The organism is Nonomuraea sp. NPDC049758 (assembly GCF_040674635.1).
In the GTDB taxonomy this organism is placed as follows: Bacteria; Actinomycetota; Actinomycetes; order Streptosporangiales; family Streptosporangiaceae; genus Nonomuraea.
Window position 1 is genome coordinate 114,389 of the sequence record NZ_JBFAMZ010000011.1, and the last position, 14,044, is coordinate 128,432.

General features: G+C 74.7%; 13 protein-coding genes. 11 read left to right on the top strand and 2 right to left on the bottom strand.

Annotated features, from left to right (window positions below; genetic code table 11):
- Positions 1-31 precede the first annotated feature (31 nt).
- From AB0J46_RS28025 to AB0J46_RS28040, 4 genes are all read left to right on the top strand, one after another.
- A complete protein-coding gene (locus AB0J46_RS28025) occupies positions 32-1,906 on the top strand; it encodes a hypothetical protein (protein WP_364336952.1) in 1,875 nt (624 codons plus the stop codon).
- Complete coding sequence (locus tag AB0J46_RS28030; protein WP_364336954.1) at positions 1,890-3,353, top strand: hypothetical protein; 1,464 nt, start codon at positions 1,890-1,892, stop codon at positions 3,351-3,353. The genes AB0J46_RS28025 and AB0J46_RS28030 overlap by 17 nt, the downstream gene beginning before the upstream one ends.
- Positions 3,354-3,410: 57 nt before the next feature.
- Entirely contained in the window at positions 3,411-3,485 is a 75-nt protein-coding gene (locus AB0J46_RS28035; protein WP_364337237.1) for a putative leader peptide, read from the top strand.
- A gap of 80 nt (positions 3,486-3,565) precedes the next feature.
- Entirely contained in the window at positions 3,566-4,525 is a 960-nt protein-coding gene (locus tag AB0J46_RS28040; RefSeq protein ID WP_357979848.1) for a TauD/TfdA family dioxygenase, read from the top strand.
- An 86-nt stretch (positions 4,526-4,611) separates the two neighbouring features.
- Here the strand turns inward: AB0J46_RS28040 and AB0J46_RS28045 are convergent, their stop codons facing one another.
- On the bottom strand, positions 4,612-5,739 hold the full coding sequence (locus AB0J46_RS28045) for an acyltransferase family protein (RefSeq protein WP_364336956.1): 1,128 nt from the start codon (positions 5,737-5,739) through the stop codon (positions 4,612-4,614).
- A 70-nt stretch (positions 5,740-5,809) separates the two neighbouring features.
- The gene (locus AB0J46_RS28050) at positions 5,810-6,010 is read right to left on the bottom strand and encodes a hypothetical protein (protein WP_352329981.1); all 201 of its coding nucleotides are present in this window, start codon (positions 6,008-6,010) and stop codon (positions 5,810-5,812) included.
- A 203-nt stretch (positions 6,011-6,213) separates the two neighbouring features.
- Here AB0J46_RS28050 and AB0J46_RS28055 point away from each other — a divergent pair, with 203 nt between their 5' ends.
- The 7 genes from AB0J46_RS28055 to AB0J46_RS28085 all read left to right on the top strand — a co-directional run bounded on the left by AB0J46_RS28055 (position 6,214) and on the right by AB0J46_RS28085 (position 14,025).
- Entirely contained in the window at positions 6,214-7,533 is a 1,320-nt protein-coding gene (locus AB0J46_RS28055; RefSeq protein WP_364336958.1) for an aminopeptidase P family protein, read from the top strand.
- Positions 7,534-7,595: 62 nt separating this feature from the next.
- Positions 7,596-8,501: a dihydrodipicolinate synthase family protein gene (locus AB0J46_RS28060; protein WP_358292699.1), complete on the top strand. Its 906-nt coding sequence runs from the start codon at positions 7,596-7,598 to the stop codon at positions 8,499-8,501.
- Positions 8,498-9,499, top strand: coding sequence for a proline racemase family protein (locus tag AB0J46_RS28065; RefSeq protein WP_364336960.1), 1,002 nt, complete (start codon positions 8,498-8,500; stop codon positions 9,497-9,499). Before AB0J46_RS28060 ends, AB0J46_RS28065 begins: the two co-directional genes overlap by 4 nt.
- 31 nt (positions 9,500-9,530) lie before the next feature.
- On the top strand, positions 9,531-10,775 hold the full coding sequence (locus AB0J46_RS28070) for an FAD-binding oxidoreductase (protein ID WP_364336962.1): 1,245 nt from the start codon (positions 9,531-9,533) through the stop codon (positions 10,773-10,775).
- On the top strand, positions 10,772-11,050 hold the full coding sequence (locus AB0J46_RS28075) for a (2Fe-2S)-binding protein (RefSeq protein ID WP_364336964.1): 279 nt from the start codon (positions 10,772-10,774) through the stop codon (positions 11,048-11,050). Before AB0J46_RS28070 ends, AB0J46_RS28075 begins: the two co-directional genes overlap by 4 nt.
- On the top strand, positions 11,043-12,518 hold the full coding sequence (locus tag AB0J46_RS28080) for an FAD-dependent oxidoreductase (RefSeq protein ID WP_364336966.1): 1,476 nt from the start codon (positions 11,043-11,045) through the stop codon (positions 12,516-12,518). The genes AB0J46_RS28075 and AB0J46_RS28080 overlap by 8 nt, the downstream gene beginning before the upstream one ends.
- Entirely contained in the window at positions 12,511-14,025 is a 1,515-nt protein-coding gene (locus tag AB0J46_RS28085; RefSeq protein ID WP_364336968.1) for an aldehyde dehydrogenase (NADP(+)), read from the top strand. Before AB0J46_RS28080 ends, AB0J46_RS28085 begins: the two co-directional genes overlap by 8 nt.
- The last annotated feature ends 19 nt before the right edge of the window (positions 14,026-14,044 follow it).

Below are 14,044 nucleotides of genomic sequence, written 5' to 3' on the forward strand. Positions count from 1 at the left end.
CCGGCTGACGACGACCAAGCAGGTTGCTGCGATGGCGGATTCGTTCAACGACGCGCACCTTCGCCTGGTGACGAAGGAGTGCCTCCCGCTCGGGAGCGGCGACCGGCTCCCGGTCATCGTGCTGCTCGGCCCCGACGGCACCGACCGCGAGGTGTGCCTGACCCGCGTCTGGAGGAGTGTCACCAGGCCCGAGTCGCCCCGCGTGCGGGTGGACTTCCGGCTGCCGGGGCTGCGCGACGCGCCGGTGGTCAAGACCGTCGAGCGCATCGCCCACGACCTGATGGAGACCTCCAGCGTCCGGCTGCCCCGGGTGGTCTTCGCGCTGCACGTGCTGGCCCTGGACCCGCGGGACCGCTCCGACAACGAGCTGGCCGGCGAACTGGACGACCTCGTGGACGGCGGCGACCCCGAGCGGCTCTCCGATGCCCTGTCCCTGCTGCGCGACCTGCTCGGCCGCATCCCGGGGGCCGAGCCGCTGGCCGCGCTCACCTCGGTGCTCCAGTACGCCGCGCGGGGCCAGCGCCGCCGCGTGGTCAGGCTGCTCAACGACAAGGGCAGGACCTGGCTGGCCGCCCAGATGGCCAACGGCAACGTGATCGACCTGGCCAGACGGCGGGACGGCCGCGGCGGCGACCCGTCCGGGTCCGCCGGGGCGATCCTGTGCCGGGCCCTCGTCGCCGACCTCACCGACTCCTGGTCCAAGAGCCACCGCCACGCCCGCAGCTGCCTGCTGCTGCTGGAGGGGGCCGAGACCGCGGCGGGCCGCGCGCTGCTCAGGGCGCTCGGCCCGGCCAAGGGCGCCGACCCGCTGCTGGTGGTGGCCGAGTCGAAGGAGTGGCTGCCGATGGGCGGCTCGTGGGCGCGTCCCGGCACGGTCGTGCCCGGCGCGGCCCACCCGCCCACGCTGGCGGAGGCGAGCTACCGCGACTGGCGGGCCGGCTACGACGCCCGGGAGCAGCCGTGGTGGTACCCGGTGCTGATGCCGCCGCTGGAGGCCGACAGGTCGCGCGCCTACGCCTCGGCCGTCCGGGAGCTGACCGGCGGCCATCCGGCCGTGACCCGGCGCCTGGGCAGGCTCGCCGCCACGGCCCAGGACGACGACGCCTTCCGCGCCGTCGTGTGCCGCGAGGACCTGCTGCGCTGGCCCGACCGGCTGCACCTGGCCCACCTGGACGAGCTCACCGACTGGGCGGCGGCCAGGAACGTGGACGACGCCGAGAGCGCCCTGCTCAAGCGGGCCGGCCGGACGCCGAACCTGCGCAACGAGCTGGCCGACCTGCTCTGGCTCGACCGCCGTCCGGAGGAGCGGGACCCGCACGGCCGCTACGAGGGGGCGCGCGACCCCCAGGTCACCGTGATCCACCCGTGGCTGCGGCGGCTGCTGCTGCACCGGCTCGCCGTCACCGGCCGCTGGGACGACGTGCACGGGGACCTGGAACGTTTCCATCTCGGCCCCGGCGGCGAGGAGAACCCGCGCAGCCTGCACCACCGCCTGGCCCGCGTCGGCCGGGACGACCCCGAGGGTCATCTGACCCACGTCGCCGGGCACCTGCACCGGCTCTTCGACCGGCTCGACGTGCGCGAGGACGGCCGCAGCCGCCTGCCGGAATGGCTGGCCGGCTTCAACGAGGTGACCACCGCCCCCAACCGGCTGCCGCTGGTCACCCCCCTGGACGAGCTGTACGACTCGCTGGTGGCGACCGCCGTCCCGCACGAGCGCGGGGACTGGCTCGTCGTGGTCAGGGCCCTGGTCGTGGACCGCTGGTTCTGGCTCGATCCGCTGCTCGACCCGTCCGGGAGCCGGGCCGAGCAGGTCGCGCGCGGGCTGCGGGACCTGGCCAGGCGGTCGGCCACCAGTCCGGCGATCTTGTTACGGGAGGCCGACAGGTATGAGCGACGACGGTGACCTCGGCACGGCCGGGGCGGGCGATCCGGCGCCGGCGGAGGTCGGTGCGAAGTGGGCGGCGGGCCGGCGCAACCGCGTCCTGCTGCGCAGGGCGCTGGCGGGGGTGCTCGTCGTGGCGGCCGTCGTCGTCCTCGGGCTCTACGTCAGGACGTCGCGGCTCACCGACGACAGCGACGCCTTCGGCCCCGACCTGGCCCCGGTCATGAGCCGCATCGCCGCCGAGAACGCCGCGGTGGAGAAGGAGCACCCGGACGACTACGTGACCGTCGTCGCGATGTTCCCGATGACCGGCTCCCTCACCGACATCGCCCTGAACCGGGAGAGCATCAGGCACGGCCTGGAGGGCGTCCACCTGGCGCAGGTGTGGCGCAACCGGCAGCCGTCCTCGCCGCCGTACGTGCGGGTGCTGGTCGCCAGCGACGGGCCGCAGGACTGGGAGCCGACGGTCGAGGCCGTCCGGGACCGGACCGCGCAGGAGCACATCGTGGCCGTGACCGGGCTGGGCGCCAGCACCGGCGCGACCCGCAGGACGGTCGCGAGCCTGAGCGCGAGCCGGTACGCGATGGTCTCGGCGGTCATCACCTCCGACGAGCTCACCGGCTTCCCCGGCCTGGCCCGCGTCGCGGCCCTGAACAGCGAGCAGGCCCAGGCCGGGGTGGTGCACGCCAGGAAGGTCAACCCCGGGCTCAAGGCGGTCGTGATCAAGGACCTCAACCCGGCCGACAGCTACGTCAGGACCCTCGCCCGGTTCTACACCGGCTCGCTGGCCGGCCGGGAACGCGTGATGGAGCTGTCCTTCGACTCCTCGACCAGGTTCTCCGGCACCGTGCTCGACGTCATCGCCGAGCGCGTGTGCAACTCCGGCGCGAACACCGTCCTGTACGCCGGGCGCAGCGAGCAGCTGCCCGCGCTGATGCAGGCGCTCAGCCAGCGCGAGCGGTGCGCCCGGCCCGGCGTCACCGTGATCACCGGCGACGACGCCAGCGAGATGAACCGCAAGGTCGACCTCGGCATGTGGGGGGACACCCGGATCCGGCTCTTCTACACGGCCCTGGCCCACCCGGCGAGCCTCGCGCTGCCCGGCGGCGGGGTGCTCACGGCGATCCGGGCCAGGTTCGAGGGCGACGACCCCGACAGCTTCCGGCGCATGTTCCCGCACGAGAGCCTCGACGACGGCATGGCCATCATGCACCACGACGCCATGTTCGTGGCCCTGGAGACGGCCAAGGCGTTCGCCCGGGAGCCGGACGTGCCCTCGCCGCAGGACATGGCGAACATGCTGACCAGCGGCACGGTGTCGGTCGAGGGCGCCAGCGGCCCGATCAGGATCGTCGAGGGCGGCGCCCGCCAGACCAAGGAGATCCCGATCCTCCAGCTCAACCCGGACGGCACCTCGGCGTACTCGGGCCGGGTCACGGTGACGGACGGCGCCCCCGGCAGGAGCTGACCGACTTTCATGTATTACCTATTGCTTTTGTAGGAAATCTAGCGCAGGATCAGAGGCGTGAAGAGCCTTCTGGTGGCCCGCCTCCACGTCGACCTCCGGCGGCAGGCGAGCGCGCTCTGTGCCGTGCGGTGACCTCCGGGTCCCCGCTCTCCTCGGACGCCCGAGCGTCCTTCCCCCAGACCTTCCCCGAAGCTCAGAGGAGTGGCCCAACCATGTCGACACCCACCAGCGTGCTCACCGTCCGGCGGGTCGCCGGGCACATCGGCGCCGAGATCACCGGCGTCGATCTGGCCCACCCGCTCGATCCGTCCGTGGTCGAGGAGATCCGCCAGGCGCTGCTCGCGTACAAAGTCGTGTTCTTCCGCGGGCAGGAGCTCGACCACGCCGCGCAGATCGCCTTCGCCCGCCAGTTCGGCGAGCTGACCCACGCCCACCCGCACGAGGACGCGCCGCCCGAGGAGTTCCCGCAGATCCTGACCATCGACCCGCGCCGGTACGAGAAGCGTTACGGCGTCAACTACCGCGAGCTCTACCAGCGCAGGCGCTACTCCTACTTCTCCGGCTGGCACACCGACGTCACCGCCGCCGTCAACCCGCCCGCCGCCTCGATCCTGCGGGCCGAGACCGTGCCGGAGTTCGGCGGCGACACCCAGTGGACGAACCTGGTGGCCGCCTACGAGGGCCTGTCCGCGCCGCTGCGCGACCTGGTGGACGGCCTGCGCGCCGAACACCGCTTCCTGGCCGGCTACCAGGCCGCCGACGAGGACGGCAAGCTGGTCAAGCGCATCAACGACAACCTGCTGATCTCCGTGCACCCGGTGGTGCGGGTGCATCCGGAGACCGGTGAGCGGGCGTTGTTCGTCAACCCCGGCTTCACCGACCACATCGTGGGCCTGTCGGCCGTGGAGAGCCGCCGCATCCTCGACCTGCTGTACGAGCAGCTCACCCGGCCCGAGTACACCGTGCGGTTCCGCTGGCAGCCCGGCAGCGTCGCCTTCTGGGACAACCGCGCCACCGCCCACCTCGCCCCGTCCGACCTCGACCACCTCGACGTGCCGCGCAGGCTGCACCGGGTCACGCTGATCGGCGACCGTCCCGTCGGACCCGACGGGTTCGTCTCGGAGATCGTGGCCGGAAGGGAGTTCAGGGCGCAGTCACTCGTGGTCGCCTGACGGCGGCCACCTCCGCGAGCGGGACCCGCTCGCGGCACCGGACGCGCGGGCGGGGGCTGGGGGGTGCCCGCCCGCGGCGTCGGTCCCTACCTCTGGACGGCGGCGCGCGACCCGCTCAGCCGGCGGCCGAGCCGCTGGGCCGGGGCCTCGATCACGTGGTACGTCACCAGGCACAGCGGGATCAGGGCCAGGTAGTACAGCACCAGGTTCGGCAGCAGGCGCAGCAGCAGGGGATGCAGCAGGTAGACGGAGAAGCTGATCACGCCGAGCCGGGTCAGCACGCGCGGGAACGCCCTGTGGCGCAGCGCCAGCCCCAGTCCGAACACGGCGAAGGCGAGCACGAGGGCGGGTGCCCATCCCGGGTCGTCCTTGGCGGGGACGCCGCAGGCCACCACCGCCAGGCAGGCGAGCCCGGCGGTCCGCCAGGAGATCACGCCCTGCTCGGCGCGGTGCACCGCGGTCCCGGCGAACATGGCGGCCAGGATGATCACGCCCTGCCAGGTGCCGGCCCGGCTGCCCAGGACCACCAGCGCCAGCCCGAGCAGCCCGCCCGCCGCGGCGGCCGCCGTACGGGCCCGGCCGTCCCCGAGGACGGTGACCGCGATCGCCGCCACGACCGCGAGGACGAGCAGCGCGGCGGTCAGGTCGGCCCCGCCGTTGATCGACGCGCCCGGCAGCAGCAGTCCCGCCGGCACGGCCAGCGCCGCCAGCGCGACGGCGATCCCCGCCGACCTGCGGGCCTGGCCGGTCGCGAACAGCGCCACGCTGATCAGGTAGAACGCCATCTCGTACGACAGCGTCCAGGTCACGCCGATGACGGGCGGCAGGTTGACCAGCTCCTGCACCATCGTCAGGTTGCCGAGCGCGACCAGGGGCGCGGGACGTTCGCCGAGGCGCGGATCCAGCGGGAACAGGCCCGCGAGCGCGAGCAGGAACGCCAGGCCGAGGGCGGCGAGCAGCAGCGGCAGCAGGCGGAAGGCCCGGCCGGTCCAGAAGGCGCGCAGGTCGCCGCGCCGTTCCAGGGACGCCGGGATGATGTAGCCGCTGACCAGGAAGAACACGAAGACGCCCCATGTGCCGAGGTCGATCCTGCGGTCCACGACCGCCCACGCGGCGGGGACGAAGGACCAGCCCGCGTGATGCGCGGTGACGGCCAGCGCGGCGGGCCCCCGCAGGGCGTCCAGCCAGGCCAGCCGGGCGGAGGCGGGGGACATCTGTCGAATTCTAGGCCATTTGCGACAGAACCCTCCGTGAGCGGACGGCCGCCCGGATCGCGCGCCTCGCTCAGCGGGACGGCGAACGCCGCAGGCGCAGGCCGATCACCACGACGGCGACGCCCACCAGCAGGACCACCGGCCCGATGACCGCCCAGGCGGTGTCGCCGGTCATCACGCTGCCGCCCACCACGCCCAGTCCCTGGAGCGCCCAGAGCCCGCCCACCAGGGCCAGCAGCACGCCGACGACGATGAGGATCCAAGAGGTCATCGTTCTTCCCGTCTCTCGTCCCGCCGCGCTCGTCCGCTGCGGGGGCTCCGTGTGCGTGATGATCGCGTGGCTTCCGCAGAGTAACCGAGCCTTTGTCACGATATGCGGATTTTTCTGGTCACCTCTTGGCGGCGGCTTCCTGTCGTCCTAGTGTTCAGTGCAATGCCACACATTACTGAGCCCTATGGAAGGAGTGATCCCCGGTGCGTGACGGCAGGCCCCCGAGGCTGTCCGAGATCCCCGCGTTCGCCGCGTACATGAACACCGGCTGGGGCACCCCCGACCGCACGCCGCGCGTGGTGCCCGGCGCGGCCGAGGCCGCCGCCGCCCACCGGGCGCGGCTGGCCGAGGCGCTGACCGGCCGGAGAGCCGTGCTGGCCGCGGGGCAGGCCCCCATCCGCAGCAACGACATGGCCTACGACTTCCGCGCCGGCAGCGACTTCGTCTGGCTGACCGGCTGCCAGATCGAGAACGCCGTCGTCGTGCTGGAGGGCGCCGAGGCCACCCTCTACGTGCCGCCGCCCGCCGGCCCCGGCGACCCGGCGTTCTTCACCGACTCCAGGTACGGCGAGCTGTGGGTGGGCGCCGCGCCCGGCCTGGACGACTGGGCGAAGGCGCTGGGCGTGCGGGTCCGGCCACTGGCCGAGCTGAGCACGGACGTGACCGAGGACCAGGAGGCCGCCCGGGTCCTCGCCGAGCTGCGCATGTACAAGGACGACTGGGAGCTCGGCCAGCTGCGCGAGGCGGTGGACCGCACCGTCGAGGGGTTCGCCGCCGTCGTCCGCGAGATCCCCGCCGCCGTGGACGGGCGCGGCGAGCGGTGGCTCCAGGGCACCTTCGACCGGTACGCCCGCGCCTACGGCAACGGCCCCGGCTACCCCTCCATCGTGGGCTCCGGCCCGCACGCGCCCACCCTGCACTGGGTGCGCTGCGACGGCCCGGTCACCCCCGGCGAGCTGCTCCTGCTCGACCTCGGCGTCGAGGCGGAGAGCTGCTACACCGCCGACGTCACCCGCACCTTCCCCGTCTCCGGCCGCTTCACCCCGGCCCAGCGGCAGGTGCACGACCTGGTCGAACGGGCCCACCGGGCCGCGCTCGCCGCCGTCGCCCCCGGCCGCCGCTTCAGCGACTTCCACCACGCCGCCATGGAGGTCGTCGCGCACGGCCTGGCCGACTGGGGCCTGCTGCCGGTCTCGGTGGACGAGGCGCTGTCCGACGCCGGCCAGCACCACCGCCGTTACCTGGTCTGCGGCGTCGGCCACCACCTCGGCCTGGACGTGCACGACTGCGGCCGGGCGAGCCAGGAGTCCTACCAGGACGCCGTCATGGCCCCCGGCATGGCGCTCACCGTGGAGCCCGGCCTGTACTTCCACCCCCACGACCTCACCGTCCCGCCGGAGCTGCGCGGGATCGGCGTCCGGATCGAGGACGACCTCGTGGTCACCGAGCAGGGCGCCGACGTGTTGTCGGCCGCGCTGCCCCTGGACGCCGACGGCCTGGAGAAGTGGATGGCCGCCGGGTAGGTAGTCGCTGTGACATTGCACCGCATAATCTCTCGAATATCCCCATGTGAGGAGACCTCAGCATGACCACCTCCGCCACGCCGTGGCGCGGCATCCACGTCGCGACGGCCCTGCCCTTCGCCGACGACCTCTCCGTGGACTACGACGGGTTCGCCGAGCACGTGCGTTTCCTGGCCGAAGGCGGCTGTGACGGTGTGACGCCCAACGGCTCGCTGGGCGAGTACCAGACGCTCACGCCGCAGGAGCGGGCCCGCGTCGTCGAGACGGCCGTCCAGGCCGCGCCGCCCGGGTTCGGCGTCATGCCGGGCGTGGCCGCGTACGGCTCCATGGAGGCCCGCCGCTGGGCCGAGCAGGCCGCCGAGGCGGGGGCCACGTCCGTGCTGCTGCTGCCGCCGAACGCCTACCGGGCCCCGCGCGAGGCCGTCGTCGCCCACTACCGGGAGGTCGCCAAGGCCGGGCTGCCGGTCGTGGCCTACAACAACCCGTTCGACACCAAGGTCGACCTGACCCCCGCCCTGCTGGCCGAGCTGTACCACGAGGGCCTGATCGTCGGCGTCAAGGAGTTCACCGGGGACGTGCGCAGGGCGTACGAGATCGCCGAGCTGGCGCCGGAGCTGGACCTGCTCATCGGGGCCGACGACGTGCTGCTGGAGCTGGGCCTGGCCGGGGCCGTCGGCTGGATCGCCGGGTACCCGAACATGATCCCGCAGTCCACGACCCGCCTGTACCGGCTGGCCACCTCGGGCGACCCCGCCGACCTGCCCGAGGCGCTGCGCGTCTACCGCGACCTGCACCCGCTGCTGCGCTGGGACTCCAAGCCCGAGTTCGTGCAGTCGATCAAGCTGTCCATGGACCTGGCCGGACGCAGGGGCGGCGCCTGCCGTCCGCCGCGCCTGCCGCTCGCGCCCGAGCTGGTCGCCCGCATCACCGCCGACACCGAGGCCGTCCTGGAAAAGGGCTACAAGTGAGATCACGTCGCACCTTCCACGCCGTCGACTCCCACACCGAGGGCATGCCCACCCGCGTGATCGTCGGCGGCGTCGGCGCCATCCCGGGGGAGACCATGGCCGAGCGCCGGCTGTGGTTCATGGAGAACAGCGACGACGTGCGCACGCTGCTCATGTACGAGCCGCGCGGCCACGCCGCGATGAGCGGGGCGATCCTCCAGCCGCCCACCCGGCCCGACGCCGACTACGGCGTGCTGTTCATCGAGGTCTCCGGGCTGCTGCCGATGTGCGGCCACGGCACGATCGGCGTGGCGACCGTCCTGGTGGAGACCGGGATGGTGCCCGTGGTCGAGCCGGTCACCACGATCCGGCTCGACACGCCGGCCGGGCTCGTGGTGGCGTCCGTGGCGGTCGAGGACGGCGCGGCGACCTCGGTGACCATCCAGAACGTGCCCTCGTTCGCGTACGCGCTGGACCGCAAGGTCGAGGTGCCCGGCTTCGGGGAGATCGGCTACGACCTGGCCTTCGGCGGCAACTTCTACGCCTTCGTCGAGCTGGCCGAGCTGGGACTGCCCTTCGACCGGGCCCGCGCCGGCGACCTGCTGTCGGCCGGGCTCGCGATCATGGACGCCGTCAACGAGCACGACCGCCCGGTCCACCCCGAGCGGCCCGACATCAACGGCTGCCACCACGTCTACCTGGCCGCCCCCGGCTCGACGGCGCAGCTGTCCAGGCACGCCATGGCCATCCACCCCGGCTGGTTCGACCGCTCGCCGTGCGGCACCGGCACCAGCGCCCGCATGGCCCAGTTCCACGCCAGGGGCGAGCTGGCCCTCGGCGACGACTTCGTCAACGAGTCGTTCATCGGCACCCGCTTCACCGGACGGCTGCTCGGCGAGACCACGGTCGGCCCGCTGCCCGCCGTGCTGCCCTCGATCACCGGCCGCGCCTGGGTCACCGGCACCTCGCAGTTCCACCTCGACCCGACCGACCCCTTCCCGGCGGGGTTCCTGCTGTGAGCCGCCGGACGGGCGGCGCGAAGGGCACGCCGTGACCGCCGACCTCGTCGTGGTCGGCGCCGGCGTGGTGGGCGCGGCCGGCGCGTACTTCGCCGCGCTGGCCGGGCTGCGCGTGGTGGTCGTCGAGCGTGGCGCCATCGCCGGGGGCACCTCCAGCGCGGGGGAGGGCAACCTGCTCGTGTCCGACAAGGAGGCCGGGCCCGAGCTGGACCTCGCGCTCTACTCCCAGCGGGTGTGGCGCGAGGACCTGGCCGAGCACGCCGGGCTGTGGGAGTTCGAGGCCAAGGGCGGGCTGGTCGTCGCGGCGTCCGGGCCCGGCCTGGCCTCGCTGCGCGAGCTGGGCGAGCACCAGCGCCGCCACGGCGTCGAGGTGCGTGACGTGGCGGCGGAGGAGCTGCGCGACTACGAGCCGCACCTCGCGCCCGGACTCGCCGGAGCCGCCTTCTACCCCCAGGACGCCCAGGTCCAGCCCATGCTGGTGGTCGCCCACCTGCTGCGGCTGGCCCGCGCGCACGGCGCCGAGGTGCGCACCGGCACCGGCGTCACCGGCTTCCTGCGCGACGGGAGCCGGGTGACCGGCGTGCGCACCACGGCCGGCGACCTGCCCGCCGGGGCGGTGCTCAACGCGACCGGCACGTGGGCCGGCGACGTCGCCGCCCTGGCCGGGGTGCACGTGCCCGTCCTGCCCAGGCGCGGGTTCGTGCTGGTCACCCAGCCCATGCCGCCCCGGACGATCCGCCACAAGGTCTACGCCGCCGAGTACGTCGGGGACGTGGCCAGCTCCGACGCCGCCCTGCAGACCTCGCCCGTCGTGGAGGGCACCGGCAGCGGCACGATCCTCATCGGCGCCTCCCGGGAGCGCGTCGGCTTCGACCGCACGTTCTCCCCGCGGGCGGCCGGCGCGCTGGCGGCCAAGGCGATCGCGCTGTTCCCGATGTTGCGGGACGTCCGGGCCATGCGCACGTACCTGGGCTTCCGGCCGTACTGCCCGGACCATCTGCCGGTGATCGGGCCCGACCCGCGCGCGCCCGGGTTGTGGCACGCCTGCGGGCACGAGGGCGCGGGCATCGGACTGTCCGCGGGCACCGGCAAGCTCGTCGCCCAGGCGCTCACCGGCCGCACCCCGGACCTCGACCTCAAGCCGTTCGCCCCCGACCGCTTCCCCACCCCCGACCACTTTCCCGGCACCGACCGCTTTCCCGGCACCGACCGCTTTCCCACCCCCGACCGCTTTCCCGGCACCGGGTCCGCCGCGACCGAGGAGGGGCCCCGATGACCCACCAGATGACCTTCCGCGGTGCGAGCGTCCCCGCCGAGCCCGGCCAGAGCGTCGGGGCCGCCCTGGTCGCGGCCGGCATCCTCGACTGGCGCACCACCCGCGGCGCGGGCCGGCCGCGCGGCCTGTTCTGCGGCATCGGCATCTGCTTCGACTGCCTCATCACCGTCGACGGCGTCCCGGACCTGCGCGCCTGCCTGGTCCCGGCGCGCGACGGCATGCGGCTCGGCGACGACGCCCCGGCAGAGGGTGAGCAGGGAGGCCGTCATGAGTGAGACGCACGACGTCGCCGTGGTCGGCGCGGGCCCGGCGGGGCTGGCCGCCGCCGTCGAGGCCGCCGAGGCCGGGCTGGACGTGGCCCTCGTGGACGGCGCCCGCCAGCCGGGCGGCCAGTTCTGGCGGCACTACGACGAACGCCACGCCCGCCCCGAGGACGCCGCCGGGCACCACGACTGGCCGGTCTTCACCCGGCTGCGCGACCGGCTGCGCACCCTGACCGCCGCCGGACGGGTCCGCTACCTGCCCGGCCACCAGGTCTGGCTGGCGACCCGCGACGGCGCGGGCACGTTCACGCTGCGCACCACGCCCACCGTCCCCGGGGAGGGGGCGTCCGGCACGACGGTGACCGCCCGCGCGCTGATCCTGTGCCCCGGCGGCTACGACCGGCAGCTGCCCGTCCCCGGCTGGGACCTGCCCGGCGTGATGGCCGCCGGGGGAGTGCAGGCCCTGCTCAAGGGGCAGCGCACGCTCGCGGGCCGCCGCGCGGTCGTCGCCGGGACCGGGCCGTTCCTGCTGCCGGTCGCCACCGGCCTGGCCGCGGCCGGGGCCAGGGTGGCGGCCGTCGCCGAGGCCAACGCCACGCTCGGCTGGCTGCGCGACCTGCGCGGCGCCGGGTCCGTGCCGGCCAAGGGGCTGGAGGCGCTGCGGTACGCCGCGCTGATGGCCCGCCACCGCGTGCCGTACCGCACCGGGACCGTGGTCACCGAGATCCTGGGCGAGGACCGGGTCGAGGCCGTCCGGCTGGCCCGGCTCGGTCGCGACGGCCGCCCGGCCGGGCCGGCCCGCGAGATCCCCGCCGACCTCGTCGCGCTCGGCTGGGGGTTCACGCCGTCCCTCGAACTGCCGCTCATGCTCGGCGCCGACACCAGGAAGGACGTCGACGGCTCGCTCGTCGTGACCGTGGACGCCTTCCAGCGCACCGGCGTCCCCGGCCTGTACGTCGCGGGCGAGGCGACCGGCGTCGGCGGCGCCGTCCTGGCCCGGCAGGAGGGCCGGCTGAGCGCCCTGGCCCTGGCCCGTACGCTGGGCCGCCGGGCCGACCCGGCGCTCATGGGCCGGTTGCGCCGGTCGATCGCCCGCGGGCGCCGCTTCGCCGCGGCCATGCACCGGACCTACCCCGTGCCGCGCGCCTGGACGTCCTGGCTGCGGGACGAGACGCTGGTCTGCCGCTGCGAGGAGGTCTCCTACGGCGACCTGCGCCGCGCCCACGACGAGCTGGGCGCGGAGGACCCGCGCACGCTGAAGATGCTGGCCAGGCCGGGCATGGGCTGGTGCCAGGGACGGGTGTGCGGGTTCGCCACCGCCGGCGTCGCGGCCTGCCTGGGCAGCCGCGAGAGCACGGCCGGCGACCTGCGCCCGCTGTCCACCCGGAGCCTGGCGGCCCCGGTGTCCCTGGGCGAGCTGGCCGAGCTCGCCGACGACAACCCCGACGAAGACCACGAAAGAGGACGAGACCGTGAGTGACGTGCTGAGCGTCGACCCGCGTACCGGACAGGCCCGCGAGCGCGTCGCGGCGGAGTCGACGCCACAGGACGTGGACCGCACCGTGCGCGCCGCTGCCGCCGCCGCCCCCGCCCTGGCCGACCGGTCCGTACGCGCCGACCTGCTGCGTACCGCCGCCGCGCTGCTGGAGGAGGGCGGCGAGGAGATCATCGCGACCGCCGACGCGGAGACCGCGCTCGGCCGGGTGCGCCTCACCGGCGAGCTGGCCCGCACCTGCTACCAGCTGCGGGCCTTCGCCGACGTGGCCGAGTCGGGCGCCTTCCTGGACGTGATCATCGACCACGCCGACCCGGCCGCCCGCCCGGCCCCCCGCCCCGACCTGCGGCGCTACAAGGTGCCGCTGGGAGTGGTCGCGGTGTTCGCGGCGAGCAACTTCCCGCTGGCCTTCAGCGTGCCGGGCGGCGACACCGCCAGCGCGCTGGCCGCCGGCTGCCCGGTCGTCGTCAAGGCGCATCCGGACCATCCGGCGACCAGCGTCCTGACCGCCCGCGCGCTGCGCGCCGCCGCGGCGAAGGCCGGTCTGCCGGCCGACGTCGTGGGCCTGGTCCACGGCTTCGCGGCGGGCCCGGAGCTGGTCCGGCACCCGCTGACCGCCGCCGTCGGCTTCACCGGCTCGGTACGCGGCGGGCGGGCGCTGCACGACCTGGCCGCCGCCCGTCCGCGGCCGATCCCGTTCCACGGCGAGCTGGGCAGCCTCAACCCGGTCGTGGTGACCGAGCGGGCCGCCGCGACCAGGGCGGCCGAGATCGGCGCGGGCCTGGCCGCCTCCTACACCCAGGGCCTCGGCCAGTTCTGCGTCAAGCCGGGCCTGGTCCTGCTGCCCGCGGGCCCGGCGGGCGACGCGGTGCTCGACGCCGTGGTCACGGCCGCCGTGCCCGCCGGACCGCTGCTCGACCCGCGTATGCGCGCGGCCTTCCTGGACGGCGTGCGCTCCCGCGCCCAGCTGCCCGGGGTCACGCAGGCGGTGGCCGCGGGCGAGGACGACGCCGCGCCGCTGGCCGTCCGGCCGGGCGTGCTGACCGTGGCGGCCGAGCGGCTCGCGGACGGCGACGCCCACGCCGAGCTGCTGGAGGAGTGCTTCGGACCGGTCACCGTCGTGGCCCGGTACGGCTCGGAGTCCGAGCGGGACGCCGTGCTCGACGCGCTGCCCGGCAACCTCACCGCGACCGCGCACCTGGCGGCCGACGAGCGCGAGGGCGCGGCGGCCGGCCTGGTGGCCAGGCTCGCCGGCCTGGCCGGCCGGGTCGTCGTGGACGGCTGGCCCACGGGCGTGTCGGTCGCGCCCGCGATGCAGCACGGCGGGCCGTACCCCGCCTCGACCAGCACCTCGACCTCGGTCGGCGGCACCGCGATCGAGCGCTGGCTGCGCCCGGTGTGCTTCCAGGACACCCCCGACCCCCTCCTCCCGCCGGAGCTGCGCGAGGCCAACCCGCTCGGCGTCCCCCGGACGGTGGACGGAGTCGCCTGACGCTTTTATCTACACTTGT